14 protein-coding genes are annotated in these 15,831 nt (G+C 49.0%); 5 read left to right on the plus strand and 9 right to left on the minus strand.

Annotated elements, in window-relative coordinates:
* Positions 1-101 precede the first annotated feature (101 nt).
* Positions 102-689, plus strand: a complete 588-nt coding sequence (locus tag AC559G_RS19690) for a TetR/AcrR family transcriptional regulator (protein ID WP_498914126.1) — start codon at positions 102-104, stop codon at positions 687-689.
* A 207-nt stretch (positions 690-896) separates the two neighbouring features.
* Here AC559G_RS19690 and AC559G_RS19695 read toward each other — a convergent pair whose 3' ends face one another.
* The 4 genes from AC559G_RS19695 to AC559G_RS19710 form a co-directional block, all read right to left on the minus strand.
* On the minus strand, positions 897-2,108 hold the full coding sequence (locus AC559G_RS19695) for an acetyl-CoA C-acetyltransferase (RefSeq protein WP_498914128.1): 1,212 nt from the start codon (positions 2,106-2,108) through the stop codon (positions 897-899).
* A gap of 118 nt (positions 2,109-2,226) precedes the next feature.
* Positions 2,227-3,138, minus strand: a complete 912-nt coding sequence (locus AC559G_RS19700; RefSeq protein ID WP_498914129.1) for an AvrD family protein — start codon at positions 3,136-3,138, stop codon at positions 2,227-2,229.
* Between the two features lie 324 nt (positions 3,139-3,462).
* Positions 3,463-3,633 (minus strand): IS1 family transposase, encoded by a 171-nt coding sequence (locus tag AC559G_RS19705; protein ID WP_498914180.1) that lies wholly within the window; start codon positions 3,631-3,633, stop codon positions 3,463-3,465.
* Positions 3,634-3,773: 140 nt separating this feature from the next.
* Positions 3,774-4,028, minus strand: a complete 255-nt coding sequence (locus tag AC559G_RS19710) for an IS1-like element transposase (RefSeq protein ID WP_498914131.1) — start codon at positions 4,026-4,028, stop codon at positions 3,774-3,776.
* 831 nt (positions 4,029-4,859) lie between these two features.
* On the opposite strand from AC559G_RS19710, the gene AC559G_RS19715 reads away from it, so the two are divergent.
* A complete protein-coding gene (locus AC559G_RS19715; protein ID WP_498914133.1) occupies positions 4,860-5,495 on the plus strand; it encodes an HAD family hydrolase in 636 nt (211 codons plus the stop codon).
* A 557-nt stretch (positions 5,496-6,052) separates the two neighbouring features.
* On the opposite strand, the gene AC559G_RS19720 is transcribed toward AC559G_RS19715, so the two are convergent.
* Positions 6,053-6,766, minus strand: a complete 714-nt coding sequence (locus AC559G_RS19720) for an AAA family ATPase (RefSeq protein ID WP_498914134.1) — start codon at positions 6,764-6,766, stop codon at positions 6,053-6,055.
* Positions 6,767-7,338: 572 nt separating this feature from the next.
* On the opposite strand from AC559G_RS19720, the gene AC559G_RS19725 reads away from it, so the two are divergent.
* The 3 genes from AC559G_RS19725 to emrB are packed head-to-tail and all read left to right on the plus strand — an operon-like array spanning position 7,339 to position 11,534.
* Entirely contained in the window at positions 7,339-8,793 is a 1,455-nt protein-coding gene (locus tag AC559G_RS19725) for an outer membrane factor lipoprotein domain-containing protein (RefSeq protein WP_498914135.1), read from the plus strand.
* Positions 8,794-8,817: 24 nt separating this feature from the next.
* Positions 8,818-9,993, plus strand: a complete 1,176-nt coding sequence (gene emrA, locus AC559G_RS19730; protein WP_498914137.1) for a multidrug efflux MFS transporter periplasmic adaptor subunit EmrA — start codon at positions 8,818-8,820, stop codon at positions 9,991-9,993.
* A gap of 5 nt (positions 9,994-9,998) precedes the next feature.
* Positions 9,999-11,534 (plus strand): multidrug efflux MFS transporter permease subunit EmrB, encoded by a 1,536-nt coding sequence (gene emrB / locus AC559G_RS19735; RefSeq protein WP_498914138.1) that lies wholly within the window; start codon positions 9,999-10,001, stop codon positions 11,532-11,534.
* 518 nt (positions 11,535-12,052) lie between these two features.
* On the opposite strand, the gene AC559G_RS19740 is transcribed toward emrB, so the two are convergent.
* Genes AC559G_RS19740 through AC559G_RS19755 form a run of 4 tightly spaced genes read right to left on the minus strand, consistent with a single transcriptional unit; the run spans position 12,053 to position 15,829 of the window.
* Positions 12,053-13,132, minus strand: a complete 1,080-nt coding sequence (locus AC559G_RS19740) for an ABC transporter ATP-binding protein (protein WP_498914140.1) — start codon at positions 13,130-13,132, stop codon at positions 12,053-12,055.
* A 3-nt stretch (positions 13,133-13,135) separates the two neighbouring features.
* Positions 13,136-14,098, minus strand: a complete 963-nt coding sequence (locus AC559G_RS19745) for a carbohydrate kinase family protein (RefSeq protein ID WP_498914141.1) — start codon at positions 14,096-14,098, stop codon at positions 13,136-13,138.
* Between the two features lie 2 nt (positions 14,099-14,100).
* The gene (locus AC559G_RS19750) at positions 14,101-14,940 is read right to left on the minus strand and encodes a carbohydrate ABC transporter permease (protein ID WP_498914143.1); all 840 of its coding nucleotides are present in this window, start codon (positions 14,938-14,940) and stop codon (positions 14,101-14,103) included.
* Positions 14,930-15,829 (minus strand): carbohydrate ABC transporter permease, encoded by a 900-nt coding sequence (locus AC559G_RS19755; protein WP_498914145.1) that lies wholly within the window; start codon positions 15,827-15,829, stop codon positions 14,930-14,932. Before AC559G_RS19755 ends, AC559G_RS19750 begins: the two co-directional genes overlap by 11 nt.
* Positions 15,830-15,831 lie beyond the last annotated feature (2 nt).

Raw genomic sequence — 15,831 nt, forward strand, 5'->3', positions numbered from 1 at the left:
ATATTAATTTTGATGCTAAAATGTCAACTGCAACGTTGCTGTTTAATTCAGTATTCTTCCAATATTTCTGTAATTCAGCAGATTAAAAAGAGGGGCAACCTATGGCTTGGGATACCGAGGGCACTAAACGAAAAATTTTGAACGCAGCAGTAGTTCAGTTTGCTGACTTGGGGCCCGATGGCGCCACGATTGAGTTGGTTGCGAAAACAGCAGGAGTTAATAAAGAAAGAGTTTATAAATATTTTGGCGACAAACAATCTTTGTTCAGGACAGTTCTGAGCGAAGAGTTGGCAAAAGTCGCGCAGGCAGTGGCGATTGAGGCATTGACCGTTGAAGATATCGGTGAATATGCGGGTCGGGCTTATGATTATCATCGTGAACATCCGGAACTCAACAGGCTTCTAAGTTGGGAAGGGTTGGTACTGAATGGGAAAGTACCCGATGAAGATGTACGGCGTAAATTCTATATAGTCAAAACGCAAGCTATTCAGGATGCCCAAGAAGCCGGAATAGTCACCCGTGATTTTGATGCCGATCACCTGGCCTTCCTGATTCTGGGGCTGGCTGGATGGTGGGCGGCATTACCGCAAGTTGCACGTATGTTTGCGGGAACTGATGATGCTCGCGAACATGCCCGCCGCAGGGCTTCTGTCGTGCTGGCGGCTCGCCGTCTGGCGCTCGCACCGTAAATGAGCCTGTTTAGGATTTTGTGTAATTTCTTCAGTATGCGATTGAACTGACGGAGATCCTAAGGCGTTTAGAGATTTTTGGCCAGTTCGTTAACCAGAGCCTGCAACTGTTTTTCGTCCACAAATTAATTTGTTTTCGATGTTGGGTAGAACATATCAAAATCAGGCTATTACACAAACCGATGTACAGGCTCTATAGATTTAAACTTAGGCAGATACCCCAAAGTGTGAAGAGCGCTCCAAAGTTATAGCCAGTCCTTGACCACCCCCAACGCACAAAGTAGCGAGGCCTTTTCGCATACTCCGACGCTGTAACTCATGTATCAACGTGACAAGAATGCGAGCGCCGGAGGCTCCAAGAGGGTGTCCTAACGCGATCGCTCCGCCGTTCACATTCACTTTGCGTGTATCCCACTTAATCTCTTTATTTACAGCTAGAATTTGTGCCGCGAAGGCCTCATTAGCCTCTATTAGATCAAGGTCCTCAATGTTCCAACCGGCACGAGCTAATGCCAGTCGAGTTGCGGGGACTGGGCCTATGCCCATTACCGCAGGATCGACACCAACGCTGGCAAATGATTTCACCGTTGCAAGAACTGGTAAGCGCAACGCGTCGGCTTTCTCTGCGCTAGCCATTAGGAGCACTGCTGCACCATCGTTTAGAGTAGAGGAATTTCCGGCAGTGACAGTACCTTCCTTTTGGAAGGCCGGTTTTAGTTGAGCCAGTTTGTCTATCACCGCATCAGAACGAGGCTGTTCATCGGTATCGAAGATACGAACCTCATTATTTTTCAGACGAACAGTGATGGGCACAATTTCATCTTGGAATTGTCCCGCTGCAATAGCCTCAAGAGCCTTCCTTTGCGACGCAAAAGCGTAAGCATCTTGTTCCTCTCTGTTGATGGAATATCTTTTTGCAAGGTTTTCCGCTGTAAGCCCCATGTGATAATCATTAAATGAATCCCAAAGTCCATCATGGATCAAACTGTCCTGAAGCATTGCGTGCCCTTGGCGTAAGCCAGTTCGCGCTTTGGGTATCAGATAAGGAGCCAGACTCATATTCTCTTGACCACCGGCAATAACAAGATCTGCATCCCCATTTTCGATGGACTGCATTGCTAAATGAATGGCCTTCAGGCCGGAGCCGCACACTTTATTTATGGTCATAGCAGGAATGGTATATGGCAACCCCGCCGCAATCGCTGCCTGCCGTGCAGGATTTTGGCCACATCCGGCGGTTAGTGTTTGTCCGAGAATTACCTCAGTTATTTGCTCCGGCTCTACATTGATCTTATTAAGAATATAGCTTATTAACTCAGCGCCTAGCTGATAAGCAGGTAGGGTAGACAAACTGCCTTGAATACGACCAATTGCCGTACGTTGAGCTGCTACGATAACAATATCCCTACTTTTTCCCATAACTCCCCCTGAAACAACACATTATGATATGGTAATACATAAATTCTAACTTGATCCGCTGCTTAAAGTAATTTGCATGAAGATCAGGATGTTTTATAGAAGCTTTTTGGCGAACAAGTCATTGATAAGTTTTTTTAGGTTTAATCTCAGGAGGTAGCCGATGAGTTACTGAGCAGACGATTTTCGCGTTGCAAAAAACGCTAACAATATCTGCCCTTCGCCAATCACCATCAGTTTTAGTATATTTCCTCACATTTTCGAGTTTCGTGGAAATTGGTTGAGAAAGTAATGTTAAACGTGACAATTCGTTCGAAAATGTGATGGTAGTTCTTTTCATCCACAATGTGTTGCTCTTGGCTCGATCCACATTATCAAGATTATACAATAATGTTTGTCCCAGTTGCAGTGATGCCGCGAAACAACTGGAAATGGACCACGTTTCATCAGTATATATCGATAAAGGTTTCACAACTGCAGAAGCGGTAGATTCGTCGTTATCTGCATGAACCATCACACAGGAAACTTCGATAGGTTGTTTTTTTAGGGAGAGGACTGGAAGACTGGCGCTAACTTTTGAGATATAGACGATTTCCAATTGCATATTTGCGATTGATATTTCCAACACATGATTACCATCGCTGTCTTCTAATGATTTTCCGGAAATTTCTATATTATCCAATGCGGTTTCCACAGGTGCGTTCCCTGCAATAATGCTTATTTTTTTAATATGACCGGCACTAACTGGCCTGTTTTGTAAAGTCCTTGCTAGTAATAATTGCCTCAGGCATTCAATGGAAAGTTCAAGCACATCAATAGTACTAAGATGTGGAGTTTGATTGCTTTTTCCTTTTTTCGACCAGACTTCTGGGAGAATAACCACACCATTGCATACAAATTGAGTGTGGTCGGCACCAGTCAATAGCTGAAAATTTTCTATCGATTGATTAGTTTTCAAATAACCATCTCCGAAGTAACGGGATTTTCGGTCACCAAGAAAATCATCAATTTTTTTATAGTATGACAAACTCATAGGTATTCCCTTATTGATTGATAAGTGATTTTTAGAACGGGTGATTTTTGTTACAACAAAATAATGTTATATTTCATTGGGCGAAATTTTTAATGTTATCTGTTTTCTCTATCGATAACATAATTAATATTATTAACAATATATAGTTATGTACATGGTCAACTCGCAAGAAGATAAATCCTGTATATTGATAAACTATTTTCTAAAAAATAAGTTCATGACCTCAATTTATTATAATTATTTTTCTATATAGCTACCGATCACGTTTTTATGAACCTAAAAAGAATGGGAAAGGAAAATTGTTTCCCTTGCAGGCTGCTTAATCTATGCCCAAAGATTAATATTATGCAGTTCTATCCGTTGTGTGAATATTTTACTCACAAAATTTTTTACCCGTAGTTCTTCTCGTTTATAATTTTCCCTGTCATCCGTTACAATAAAGGCGATGTCAAATGGAGAAAATAAATCAAAAAGCTTGTGGCTATCGGCATCGATTCTTAGTTAAAATACATGGTAACCATTTTTTTATTGGTATCACAGGAATACCATAGCCAATATCTGTTCGTTCTGCTGCCGACATAAGTCTATTCTCATTAACCTTACAAATCAGTGCGATGTATTCATACACAGTTGTTTTACCGATCATCTGTTTTGATGCGAGTTTTTAACGTTTGGATGACCATGATTATGCCAACTTTTAACGTTTGCACCGTATCTCTATCTCTGATGCCGGAACCATTCAACGCCATATCGACAATTTTCTCTTTTGTATCGGATTTATGGGCTTCGTCAGCATATTCAAGTAAGGCACCGAAAACGCGGAGATCCGACCTGATTAGAATCAGGTTTACGAATCGGGTGCGTTTGACCACAAAATCGACAAGAAACAAAAATCTTTGCTATAGCAGGAGAGCGCAGGTAAATAGCGTGTCTTATACAACTCTATAGCTCAGAGCCATCACCAACAATAAGTATATATAAATTAACTAGATGCTAAGGATACTTCTATCCTTTCAAGTGAAACTGCAACGTTGGAGTTTAAATTAAACCTATGCAGCATTCGTGTCAAGAGTATTGATTGATTCAAAATTATTAACGTCGTCTGCCATAGCCAGAAAGGAGAACTCATACACGGAGAGCATATCAACACACGAAAGACGATAAAAACAATGATATTCGAGTTTATTGAAGTTGATTTACAACTGGCATTGTCGGCCCAGTGCCACAGTAGGCTAGGCCTGGTAAAAAATTGAGGAAAGAAACCTTGCTTAAATTGGTGTTTATTGTTCTGGGTAAGATAATTTTCGGTTGAAAAATGGTTAATGGATATTTTCTAACCAGACTATTTACAAGAAAAATAATATGAAGTCAATGTGAGATAGCGCTATTTTTCTTGGTTAAGATTATTGCTTTTAACTCGAATGTGCTGCATGGTAATAGGGAGAGGTTGATCGTGTGAAATTCATTTTGAGCGAAATTCGCTTATGTGAGATCTTCTATCTAGTAACATTGCTATCCAAAACATCATTTCGATAAATATGGTAAAAAGCCTCCAAAACGACATTTGTGGTAAAACGGAATCACGAATAAAATACAAATGGTTCGATACATATATTCTCGAAATTTTCATGGAAATAGATTTTTGAACAGGTAACGACAGTGATTAACCGCAGTTCTCTCTGTACAGAGATTGCTTATTTAATATTATAATGAGGAAGGAAATGAATCATCAAGCTATGTTACAGATTAGTGACTGGATATTTGATCTAGATAATACACTATATCCAAAAAATAGTGGCTTATGGGGGCAGGTAGATGCACGTATTACAGCATGGATTACACATTTCTTTGATATAAGTGAAGCTGAGGCAATGGCTATTCGTAAGGACTACTTCCTGCGTTATGGAACCGCGCTTCGAGGTTTGATGAAAGAGTACCAAGTTAAACCGGAAGAGTATCTCGATTATATCTATAAGATAGATTACTCTGTGTTGAGTCGTGATAGTTTGCTTCAAAGCCAGCTTGCTTCAATCCCAGGAAGGAAGATTATATTTACTTCATCTCCAAAATGGCACGCAACTCAGGTTCTTGAGGTGCTTGGTATTTCCTCTCAGATCACGGATATATTTGATATTGCCGACGCAGGTTATGTGCCTAAGCCAGCCGAACAGACCTATGAACGCTTTATTGATAAGTTTGGGATCGTTCCTGAGCACGCGATTATGTTCGAGGATACGCTTGCCAATTTGAGTATTCCAAAGGTGTTCGGGATGAAAACGGTTTTTATTACCACCTCTATGCAACATGAAGATCACTACGCCTGCGAAAATGTGAATGACTTTTTTAAAGCCTTATAGATTATGGCAGCAAGTATTGGTGGCCATCAATTTATCGGCTGTTTTTAGAAAGCGTAAACAAGCGAAGAGCAATCATGTTTTTACGTCTCTATGGCTGATATACGCTTGCCATTCTTGAAGATTATAAAAACTCAAGAGTACACGCCATGATTAGGGGACTTGAGTATAAAGAGAATTATTGCAGAAAATCTGGTGTAGAAACTTATCCAGGCGGCATAATAGAAATGGACTATGCCGCCGAGGGGCTGGCACATAGCGATGAGCCGCTTTCTTATGGAATTCAGTCTCTGGACGGTCACTCACGAGAAAAAGTATCCACATAGAATACCATATAGATTAATATATAGTATGTGACGACTTCGTCAGAGTCAAAAGATATGTGGCCGGCTTATATCGGGCCAGTGTGCATATATTATTTAGAAGCCCAATGTACGTTTTGTGCGGTTGGGCTTCTGATCCTGATTAGATATAAGAGCCGGCAGTATGACAAAAAATAGCATGTTACCAGTCAACGCTTTTATGCGATAGAATCCTTTTAATCTTCTCCTGAATTATTATCAATCAGAATTTATCATGTGTGCATTTTTTGAACGTTCTTCTTCAAAGCGAAGGTCTTGTGCTTTGTAATCTAGTGTGGCACGTTCAATCGCCTCTGTAATAGGCATCACTGGTTTTAAATTTAGATTCTCAGATATCTTTTTAACTCTTTGCTCGACATCACCACTTACTATTACATAGGGAATTCCAATTTCATTCAGTATTTCCAGTAAACGTTGATCAACTAAATCCCGGAAATCAGCATTCATTGGACGATGACCATCAGCTATAAGCGGTAGTTCATGTTTGAGGTGGAAAAATATGTCATATGTATTGGCTACATGGGTTTTCAAAGAGCGACTAATTTCCTTCAATACCCGAGCAAAGAATGGAATATCTGTAGCGTATTGACCATTCTCTTTGGTACCGACTGAAGGATTAATACCATGTACTAGCCGTGCTTCGCCATATAAAAGTTCCTGTAATGAAGTGCCATCTGATATATAGCTGGAGCCTTGAATAATTTCACACTCCACTCGACCAATATGACGTGCAATCACTAAATGCAGAAATTCCTCAGGCGATACTTCCGCAAGGCGTTTCCCGGGTATCAGCCCCGGCATTATCTCCCTCATTGTTTTTGAAAGGAGACGAGGTACACCTGTGTAATGAGCAAGAACCATTGCGGTGAAAGTTTTTCCCGATGAGTAAGTGCCTGAGATTGCAATTTTCATAGTTTTATCCAATGTATTTTGATTCTATAATCAATAGAGCGTTGACGGAAAATTGTGTGCGAAAGTTATGCAATTTTCTTATTGTAAAGCGCTTATTAGATTCTGATTTTTTTGCCATTTATTTCTATTTGGTCCTATTGTTTAATTTATGTAAATGGATTTTATCTCCCTAATTTAAAAATTAACAATTTCGGATTTTAGCCTATATATGTTGAACACGACATTCATGATTTTTATTAATCTAGCGAGTGTGTCTCGCAGGTATGTATAGGTGGCCAACAAGACCCTCAATGGATTTTGAGCCTTCAAACTTAACTGTAGACACTTGCGAAATCCTAGTATTAGCATTTTCAGTATCTCTTACCTTTTGTTTAAAGGTAGTTGTCATTTATTGAAAATAGCACTAAATTAAACTCCAACGTTGCAGTTAGTTTTCTCATGATAAAGGAATTTAGACATGAAGACCAGCATTGTCATTTGCGTATACAGGACGGTCATTTTAGATGCAGTGACACGATAGAAACCAACGCGGCACCGCGTAAATTTTTTGATTTTCTATTCAGGTAACCTACATGCCACACCAAGCTTGTTGGAGGCTTACGCCACTGTTTGCCATTGTCATTTTGGCTGGCTGCGCCTCCGATAAAAATATTGCTCCTCAGTCTTCGCTGCTCGATACGCAACAGCTTCATCTGCAGCAGGCAACGGTCAGCTCTTTGCTCGTCGGCCCACAGTGGTGGCGTAGTTTAAATGACCCGCAGCTCGAGAAGCTGATGATAACGACGTTGCAAAACTCGCCATCGTTACGTCAGACAGCGGCCCGCGTGCGGGAAGCGCAAAGCGTGATGGGCGAGGCTGATGCGGCCAACGGCCCTTATCTGGATTTAAATGGTTCAATGCGACGTGAACGTGTGGCGAAAAACACGATTCCGCCGTTCCTGACCAGCTACCCTGAAGCGCCGATTTACGACAACAGAAACAGCCTCGGGATGAATCTGAGCTATGAATTTGACTGGTGGGGAAAATACCGCGATCAGGTGAATGCCGCGAAGGCACAGGTGGATTCCACCCGTGCTGAACAGGCCGAAGCCGCTCTGACGCTGACCTGTGCGGTGGCGTCAGCCTATTATCAGTTGCAGGCCAATCTGGCTTTGCAGGATGTCTTGCAACAGGAAGTGGATAACCATCAGCGTCTGGTAGATTTGCGTAAAGCGCAGTATCAGGCCGGTGTGTATGGCATTGACATCCCGCAGCAAACGCGGGCTCAGGCCGATAGTGCCAAACAGCAGATCATTGGTCTGTTATCACAAACCGAACAATTGAGACATCAGCTTTCCGCACTGGCGGGGCGTGGCCCGGATGCGATGAACGGGCTACACGCCGTTACGCTGCCATCACCTGACGCACTGGCGCCGAAAGGCGAATTGACGCTGGATTTACTGGGCAAACGACCTGACATTACCGCACAGCGTGATCTGGTGGAAGCCTATGCTCAACGTGTCAGCGCAGCGAAGAAAGCGTTTTATCCCAGCCTTTCTATCAGTGCCTTTGGTGGTTTGACGACCACTCATTACGGAGGCACCAGCCCGAATTTTCTGGAGGCCGCCAGTAAAGCCTGGAACATCACGCCAGCAATTTCGCTGCCGATTTTCCACGCGGGGGCTTTGCGTTCCAAACTGGGTGAAGAGTCCGCGTTATTTGATCAGTCCGTCGAGTCGTATAACCAGACCATCCTGAACGCCATCCAACAAACTGCGGATGCCATAACCCTGTCGAAAAGCCGTGTTGAACAATGGCAGCAGGCATCTTCTGCCGCGAAATCGCTTGAAGAGGTGTATCGCGTTTCTGATGCAAGGTATCGCGCGGGCATCATCGGCAGAGATGCGCTTTTAAGCAGCCAGTCAGCGCTTCAGCAACAACAACAGGCGCAACTTCGCGCCAGCAGTCAGTTGATGCAGGCAAAAATCCGTCTCATCCGTGCGCTTGGGGGGGGCTATCAGGCCCCTGCAGCGAGCCAAAAATCATAATAATAGACACATGTGGAGAAGATCATGAGCGCACATGCCGAAGCTCAGGCAACACCGCAACATCCGAAAAATAAAAAGAAAACGCGGAAAATCGCGATGCTTTTGTTAACCGGGATTTTCATTATTATCGCTATTGCCTACCTGTTTTACTGGCTATTGGTTTTACGTCATTTTGAGTCTACTGATGATGCGTATGTTGCCGGTAATCAGGTTCAGATTATGGCTCAGGTGTCGGGCAGTGTGACCGACGTTAATTTCGACAACACCGACTTCGTGAAAAAAGGCGACGTACTGGCATCTATCGATCCGACCGATGCGGAACAGGCTTTTGAGCGCGCTAAAACGGCGCTAGCAAACAGCGTGCGTCAAACGCACCAGTTGATCATTAACGGCAAACAGTATCAGGCGAATATCGCGCTGCGTCAGACGCAATGGCAGCAGGCACAAACAGACCTGAAACGCCGGATTGTGCTGGGGAATGTTGATGCGATTGGCCGTGAAGAACTGCAACATGCCCGCGATGCCGTGGAAACGGCCAAAGCGCAATACGATGTCGCCGTTCAGCAGTATAACGCCAATCAGGCGATGGTATTGAATACGCCCGTTGCGCAGCAACCGCAGGTTTTGTGGGCCGCCGCTCAGGTTCGGGATGCGTGGCTCGCTCTCCAGCGCACCAAAGTTCGCAGTCCGATAGAGGGTTTTGTGTCGCGCCGTGCCGTACAGGTTGGGCAGCGGATCACGCCGTCTACGTCTTTGATGGCTGTTGTACCTGCCCACCACATTTGGGTTGATGCCAACTTTAAAGAAACGCAGTTGGAAAAGATGCGCATTGGTCAGGGAGCCACCGTCGTCAGCGATATGTATGGTGATAACGTAAAATATTCCGGCAAAGTGGTCGGTATAGACATGGGCACCGGCAGTGCGTTCTCACTGTTACCTGCTCAGAACGCCACCGGCAACTGGATCAAAGTCGTTCAGCGTCTGCCGGTGCGTATTGAGCTAAACGATCGGGAGGTGGCGGAACACCCGCTGCGGATCGGTTTGTCCACGCTGGTCACGGTCGACACCCAGAACCGGGATGGTCTGGTGCTGGCAAATACGGTCCGTACAGAACCGCTGTATCAGACATCCGCTTTGACACAGGATCTGGCGCCGGTTAATGCCATCATTGCTGACGTTATTCATGCCAATGCAGGCTAACATTTATGGAGGTCTCTGTGGCAAATAAACCGCTGGTAGGTGCCCCACTGGCTTGGATGACGGTGGCTCTGTCTATGGCTACCTTTATGCAGGTTCTGGATTCAACGATCGCCAACGTGGCGATCCCAACCATTGCCGGGAATCTTGGTGCTTCGAACTCTCAGGGCACCTGGGTTATCACGTCGTTCGGGGTGGCAAACGCCATCTCGATCCCGATCACCGGTTGGCTCGCTAAGCGCATCGGTGAGGTTAAACTATTCCTGTGGTCGACCGGGCTGTTTGCCGTCGCCTCTTGGCTGTGTGGTATATCTAACAGCTTGGGAATGCTGATTTTCTTCCGTGTGATTCAGGGGGTGGTCGCTGGCCCGCTGATCCCGCTGTCGCAAAGTCTGTTGTTGAATAACTATCCGCCAGCTAAGCGAAGTACCGCGCTGGCACTCTGGTCGATGACGGTGATCGTCGCCCCGATTTGTGGGCCGATCCTCGGTGGATATATCAGTGATAACTATCACTGGGGCTGGATCTTCTTTATCAACGTGCCGATCGGCATTGCGGTTGTATTCGTGACGCTGAAAACGCTGAAGGGCCGCGAAACTGCGACGCAGATCCGCCCGATCGACTGTGTCGGCTTAATGCTGCTTGTTCTGGGGATCGGCGCATTGCAGGTGATGCTTGATCAGGGTAAGGAGCTCGACTGGTTTAACTCGACCGAAATTATCGTGCTGGCAATCGTGGCAGTGGTCGCACTTTGCTTCCTCGTGGTCTGGGAACTGACGGATGAACACCCGATAGTCGATTTATCGTTGTTTAAATCCCGAAATTTCACCATCGGCGTGCTGTGTATCAGCCTGGCCTTTATGCTCTATGTCAGCTCTCTTGTGTTGCTGCCGCAGCTATTGCAGGTGGTCTATGGTTATACCGCCACTTGGGCGGGGCTGGCATCGGCACCGGTCGGGATATTGCCGATTCTGATATCGCCGGTTATCGGTCGCTTTTCGCACCGTTTGGATATGCGCAAACTGGTGACATTCAGCTTTATTATGTACGCCTACTGTTTCTTCTGGCGTGCGTATACGTTCGAACCAGCGATGGATTTTGGCGCTTCTGCATGGCCGCAGTTTATTCAGGGGTTTGCCGTGGGCTGCTTCTTTATGCCGCTGACCACCATTATTTTTTCCGGGTTACCGCCGGAACGTATGGCGGGGGCATCCAGTTTGTCGAACTTTATCCGTATTCTAATGGGATCAATCGGTACATCGATTACGACGACGATGTGGTCAAACCGTGAGTCGCTGCATCACGCGCAGCTAACGGAAAACATCACGCCGTTTAATCCAGCGGTGGCGCAAATCTATCAGCAGCTCGAAGGCAAAGGCATGAGTCACCAACAGGCATCCAGCTGGATAGCGAGAGAGATCACGAATCAGGGGCTGATTATTTCGGCCAACGAGATTTTCTGGTTATCTGGAGGGGCGTTCCTAGTTCTGCTGATATTAATTTGGTTCGCCCGTCCACCGGTCGGCAACAGCGGCGCTCACTGATGCAGACTGGCAACCTGGCTCGCCAGCCACCCTCCCTTTTCTCTGGTAATGACTCTTATCTCTTGTGACATGGTGGTGTTAACGGACCAGAAAAAGAACTTAATATGTCAGGAAGAATATCTCGTGATGATTTTCTTAAGTTACCAGAGATAAAAGAGATAAGAAAAGAAGATGTAGTTTTCTATAAAAATTGGGGTGGACATTCAACTATATTTCTGTCCGAAATTAAAAGATGATTACGATAGGAAATTTCCTGAGAAATGGTTTTCTTATACGCCAGAATATATGGTTAAATTTGGCATGAGAAATATTTATTATGCAGGTTCAGCCGCTCAGTGGCTTAATTCAATGAGAAAAAAGAATGTCATCTTTGCCAGCTATTGTAATTAGGATGAAACGAGGCGTGAAATATCCAGCACTGATGCAACTGGCTGATGGTGGAGGTCAAGGCCGCAAATGCCGCCGTGGACCGGCGGCGTATTGATAATCTTTTTGGAACATTGAGCGGCCTCTGCGCTCTATTCAGCCAATCGTTCGCCGCTTGCCGCGTCGAACAAATGGAGTTTCTCCGGTCTGATAACCAGCGGCAGCGGGGTTCCTGGCCGTGCCGTCACGCGTTCGGCCACCTGCACGTGCAACGGCGCGCCCTGCCAGTCGAGGTGTAGCAGCGTCGATTCACCTGTCACTTCCACAATCCGCACTGTCGCCGCCACCCCCTCTGGCGAGGGTAGGATGTCGTGGGGGCGCAGCCCGACCAGCACCTCTTTTTCCCCCTGCGCCAGTGCAGCGGCGTGCCAGCGCGCCGGCAGCGCCAACCACTGTGCACTGCATTTTACGCCGGGGTGGCCGTTGCGTACCTCAATGTTTCCCGCCAGCAGGTTCATTGGCGGCGAGCCGATGAACCGAGCGACGAAAGTGTTGACCGGGCGATCGTAAATGGTCAGCGGAGCACCTTGTTGCACAATCACGCCGTCGCGCATCACCACGATCTGGTCGGCCAGCGTCATCGCTTCCACCTGATCATGCGTCACATACAGCGTGGTGGTATTGAAACGCTGGTGCAGCGCTTTGATCTCGGCGCGTAGCTCCATGCGCAGCTGAGCGTCCAGATTGGACAGCGGTTCGTCGAACAGGAATACCCGCGGGTTGCGAACCATCGCCCGGCCCATCGCCACGCGTTGGCGCTGGCCGCCGGACAGGGCTCGCGGGTAGCGGCTGAGCAGTTTGTCGATGCCTAGCATGGTGGCGATATGCGCGATTTTGCCTTGCTGTTCTTCCCGTTTCACTTTCTTTACCTGCATGTGAAACGCCAGGTTTTCCGCCACCGTCAGGTGGGGGTAGAGCGCGTAGCTTTGAAATACCATGGCGATATCGCGCTCCGCCGGGTCGAGCTCGTTGATTTGCTGCTTATCCAGCAGGATGTCGCCGTCAGACAAGGTTTCCAGCCCGGCCAATAAGCGCAACAGGGTTGATTTTCCGCAGCCGGACGGCCCCACCAGCACAGTGAAACTGCCGTCGGGAATGGTGAGATCAAGCGGATGCAGCACCGTTTGTTTACCGTAGCGCTTGGCTACCTTTACCAGTTCTACGCCGGCCATGACTCAATTCTCCTCAAGATCGGGTGTGAATAAGGATTGTTGTAAGGTTTGCCAGTCGGGATAGCGGCGTGGCGAACTGCTGATGGCATGCGCCGACACCTCAATACCCCAGCGCAACGCTTGCGCGTGGGGTTCGCCGCACAGCAGCGCGCTGAGAAAACCCGCGTTGAAACTGTCGCCGGCGCCGATGGTATCGACCACGGCCACCGGCTGCGCCGGCGCGTCTAACTGCGTTTGGCGTGTCCACAGGCTGGCGCCCTGTGCGCCGCGTTTCACCACACAGCCTCCGCCACGGTGCAAACGGTCTGCCAGCCAGCGGGCCGACGCTTCCAGCGTGGGCTGTTGGGCAAAGCCCAGGGTTTCCGCCTCGTTGAGCAACAGCCAATCGCAATCGGCTAACCAGTGCAACAACTGCCGGCGCAGAGCATCGCTCCAGCCCTGCGGTGGCCAACCGGTATCCACCGCCACCAGAAAACCGCGCTGTTGCAGCGTGGCCAGCAGCGCGGGGTAATCGTCAAGCAGCGCGGTGCATAAAAACGTGCCGCATAACAGCACGATATCGCCCGGCTGGGCACGCTCCGGCAACTGCGCCAGCACGTCCGCGGCGGTCAGGCGCACGATGTGGCCCTGATTACTGATGAACGAACGCTCTTTGTCCGGATGGGTCACGCCCACGGTCAGCGAAGTATCGCAGGCGTAGCGCGGCCAGGCGTCGGCGCTGGCGGCGAAGTGCCCGGCCAGCCAGGCGCTGAAGCCGTCGCTGCCCTGATTCGCGACGACCCGATGCGGCACGTTCATCTGCGCCAGCGCCAGCGCACAGTTGCCGGCGGAACCGCCGGGGCGCAGCTCGCTATGCTCCAGCATGATCTCAGTACCGGGGCGTGGCCACTGCGCCAGCGTACCCATAATTAAATCGATGTTGATATTGCCTGCCACATACAACGTGGCGTTTGGGGTTCTGTCCATGGTTATCCCTTACTGCCGCCATTGGTGAGGCCGCTGACCAGCGCTTTCTGCAGCCAGATGGCGATAAATAGCGGGGGCGCTGAAGCGAGGATGCCGACAGCGGCGATCAGGCCATCGTCGGTGGCGCGCCCGGCGGTGAAACCGGCGATGGTCACCGGCAGGGTTTGTGCGCTGAGGTTACTGGTAAACAGCAGCGCGTAGAAAAACTCATCCCAGGCCAGTAGCCAACCGAAGATCGCCGCCGCGCCCAGCATCGGCTTTGCCAGCGGCAGGGTGATGCGCAGCAGCACCTGCCAGAATCGCAGTCCGTCCAGCCGCGCTGCCTGTTCGATGTCGCGCGGCAGGCTATCGAACTGATTTTTCAGCATCCAGGTGAGGAAAGGCAGGATCAGCGAGCAATAAACAAGCGTTAGCCCGCCGCGGGTATTTAGCAGATCCAACTGTTGCAGCACGGCGTACAGCGGCAGCGCGAACGCCACTGGCGGCACCATATAGACCGCCAGCCCAGCGAACAGCCAACCGTCGCGCCCCGAATAGCGGGAGAAACTGAATGCCGCCGGGATCGCCAGCAGCAGTGAAAGCAACGTCGCGCCGCTGGCCACCAGCAGGCTGTTGCCCAGCGCATGGAGGAACAGTTCACCTGGCTGGCCGGTTTGCAGAGAGAGCAGGCGGCCGTAGCGGCTGAAATCCCACTGGCGCGGCAGCCATTCTAGCGGCACGCGGGTTAAATCGGCCGTGGAACTGACGCTCATCAGGAACAGCCACAGCATCGGGCCGACGATGCTGGCAGCCACCAGCAGCGCAGCGCCGTAACGCAGTAGCGGGCGCAGTTTACGTTTCATGGTTGGCACTCCGTCGGCGCAGCATCAACAAATAGAGCGCGATCAGCACGCTGCACATCAGCGCCATCAAGATGGCGTAGGCCGCGCCGCTGCCGGCGCGCAGGTAGCTGAACGACTCCTGATAGACGAAAAAACTGAGGGTTTTGGTGCTGTCTGCCGGGCCGCCGCGCGTCATCACGTAGATGATGTCAAAAACCTTGAAAGCGTCGATGGTGCGCAACACCAGCGCAACGCTGAGCGGGGCGACGATCGCCGGGAAGGTGATGGCGCGAAAACGTCGCCAGGCTGGGGCGCCATCCAGCCGCGCCGCTTCATATAGGTCTTCCGGGATCGATTGTAGCGCCGCCAACGTCAGCAGCGTCACCAACGGGTAGTTTTTCCAAATGTCCGCCAGCATCACCGCGTGCAGCGCGGCGTCCGGCGAACCCAGCCAACTGCGGTAATGGTCGATAACGCCCAACTGCGTTAATAGTGCGTTGATGCTGCCATAATCCGGGTTGAAGTTGAGGCGCCACATCATGGCGTTAACAATGGTCGGCAGCGCCCACGGCAGGATCACCAGCACGCGCAGCAGGTTACGCCCGAAGAAGCGCTGGTTGAGCAGCAACGCCACCAGCACTCCCAGCACGCCTTCAATTGTCACTGACACTACGGTGAAATACAGCGTGCGCAGAATGGCCGCCTGAAAATCGGGATCGGTCAGCGCATAAAGGTAGTTCTCCAGCCCGACATAGGCTGGGGTCTCGCCGCTGCCCACTAACGCCGCGTCGGTAAATCCGAGCCAGATGGTGCGCAGCAGCGGCCAGGCGGTTAGCAGGAACATCACTATCAGCATGGGCGCCAGCAGCACCCACGCCTGACGATGCTCGCGTTGTTGCAAACTCAGCATCG

This window comes from Gibbsiella greigii (assembly GCF_039540155.1).
Taxonomy (GTDB): Bacteria; Pseudomonadota; Gammaproteobacteria; order Enterobacterales; family Enterobacteriaceae; genus Gibbsiella; species Gibbsiella quercinecans.

Coding starts and splice junctions, on each gene's coding strand:
- AC559G_RS19690 (WP_498914126.1), top strand. CDS start 102: ATGGCTTGGGATACCGAGGGCACTAAACGAAAAATTTTGAACGCAGCA.
- AC559G_RS19695 (WP_498914128.1), bottom strand. CDS start 2,108: ATGGGAAAAAGTAGGGATATTGTTATCGTAGCAGCTCAACGTACGGCA.
- AC559G_RS19700 (WP_498914129.1), bottom strand. CDS start 3,138: ATGAGTTTGTCATACTATAAAAAAATTGATGATTTTCTTGGTGACCGA.
- AC559G_RS19715 (WP_498914133.1), top strand. CDS start 4,860: ATGAATCATCAAGCTATGTTACAGATTAGTGACTGGATATTTGATCTA.
- AC559G_RS19720 (WP_498914134.1), bottom strand. CDS start 6,766: ATGAAAATTGCAATCTCAGGCACTTACTCATCGGGAAAAACTTTCACC.
- AC559G_RS19725 (WP_498914135.1), top strand. CDS start 7,339: ATGCCACACCAAGCTTGTTGGAGGCTTACGCCACTGTTTGCCATTGTC.
- emrA (WP_498914137.1), top strand. CDS start 8,818: ATGAGCGCACATGCCGAAGCTCAGGCAACACCGCAACATCCGAAAAAT.
- emrB (WP_498914138.1), top strand. CDS start 9,999: ATGGAGGTCTCTGTGGCAAATAAACCGCTGGTAGGTGCCCCACTGGCT.
- AC559G_RS19740 (WP_498914140.1), bottom strand. CDS start 13,132: ATGGCCGGCGTAGAACTGGTAAAGGTAGCCAAGCGCTACGGTAAACAA.
- AC559G_RS19745 (WP_498914141.1), bottom strand. CDS start 14,098: ATGGACAGAACCCCAAACGCCACGTTGTATGTGGCAGGCAATATCAAC.
- AC559G_RS19750 (WP_498914143.1), bottom strand. CDS start 14,940: ATGAAACGTAAACTGCGCCCGCTACTGCGTTACGGCGCTGCGCTGCTG.
- AC559G_RS19755 (WP_498914145.1), bottom strand. CDS start 15,829: ATGCTGAGTTTGCAACAACGCGAGCATCGTCAGGCGTGGGTGCTGCTG.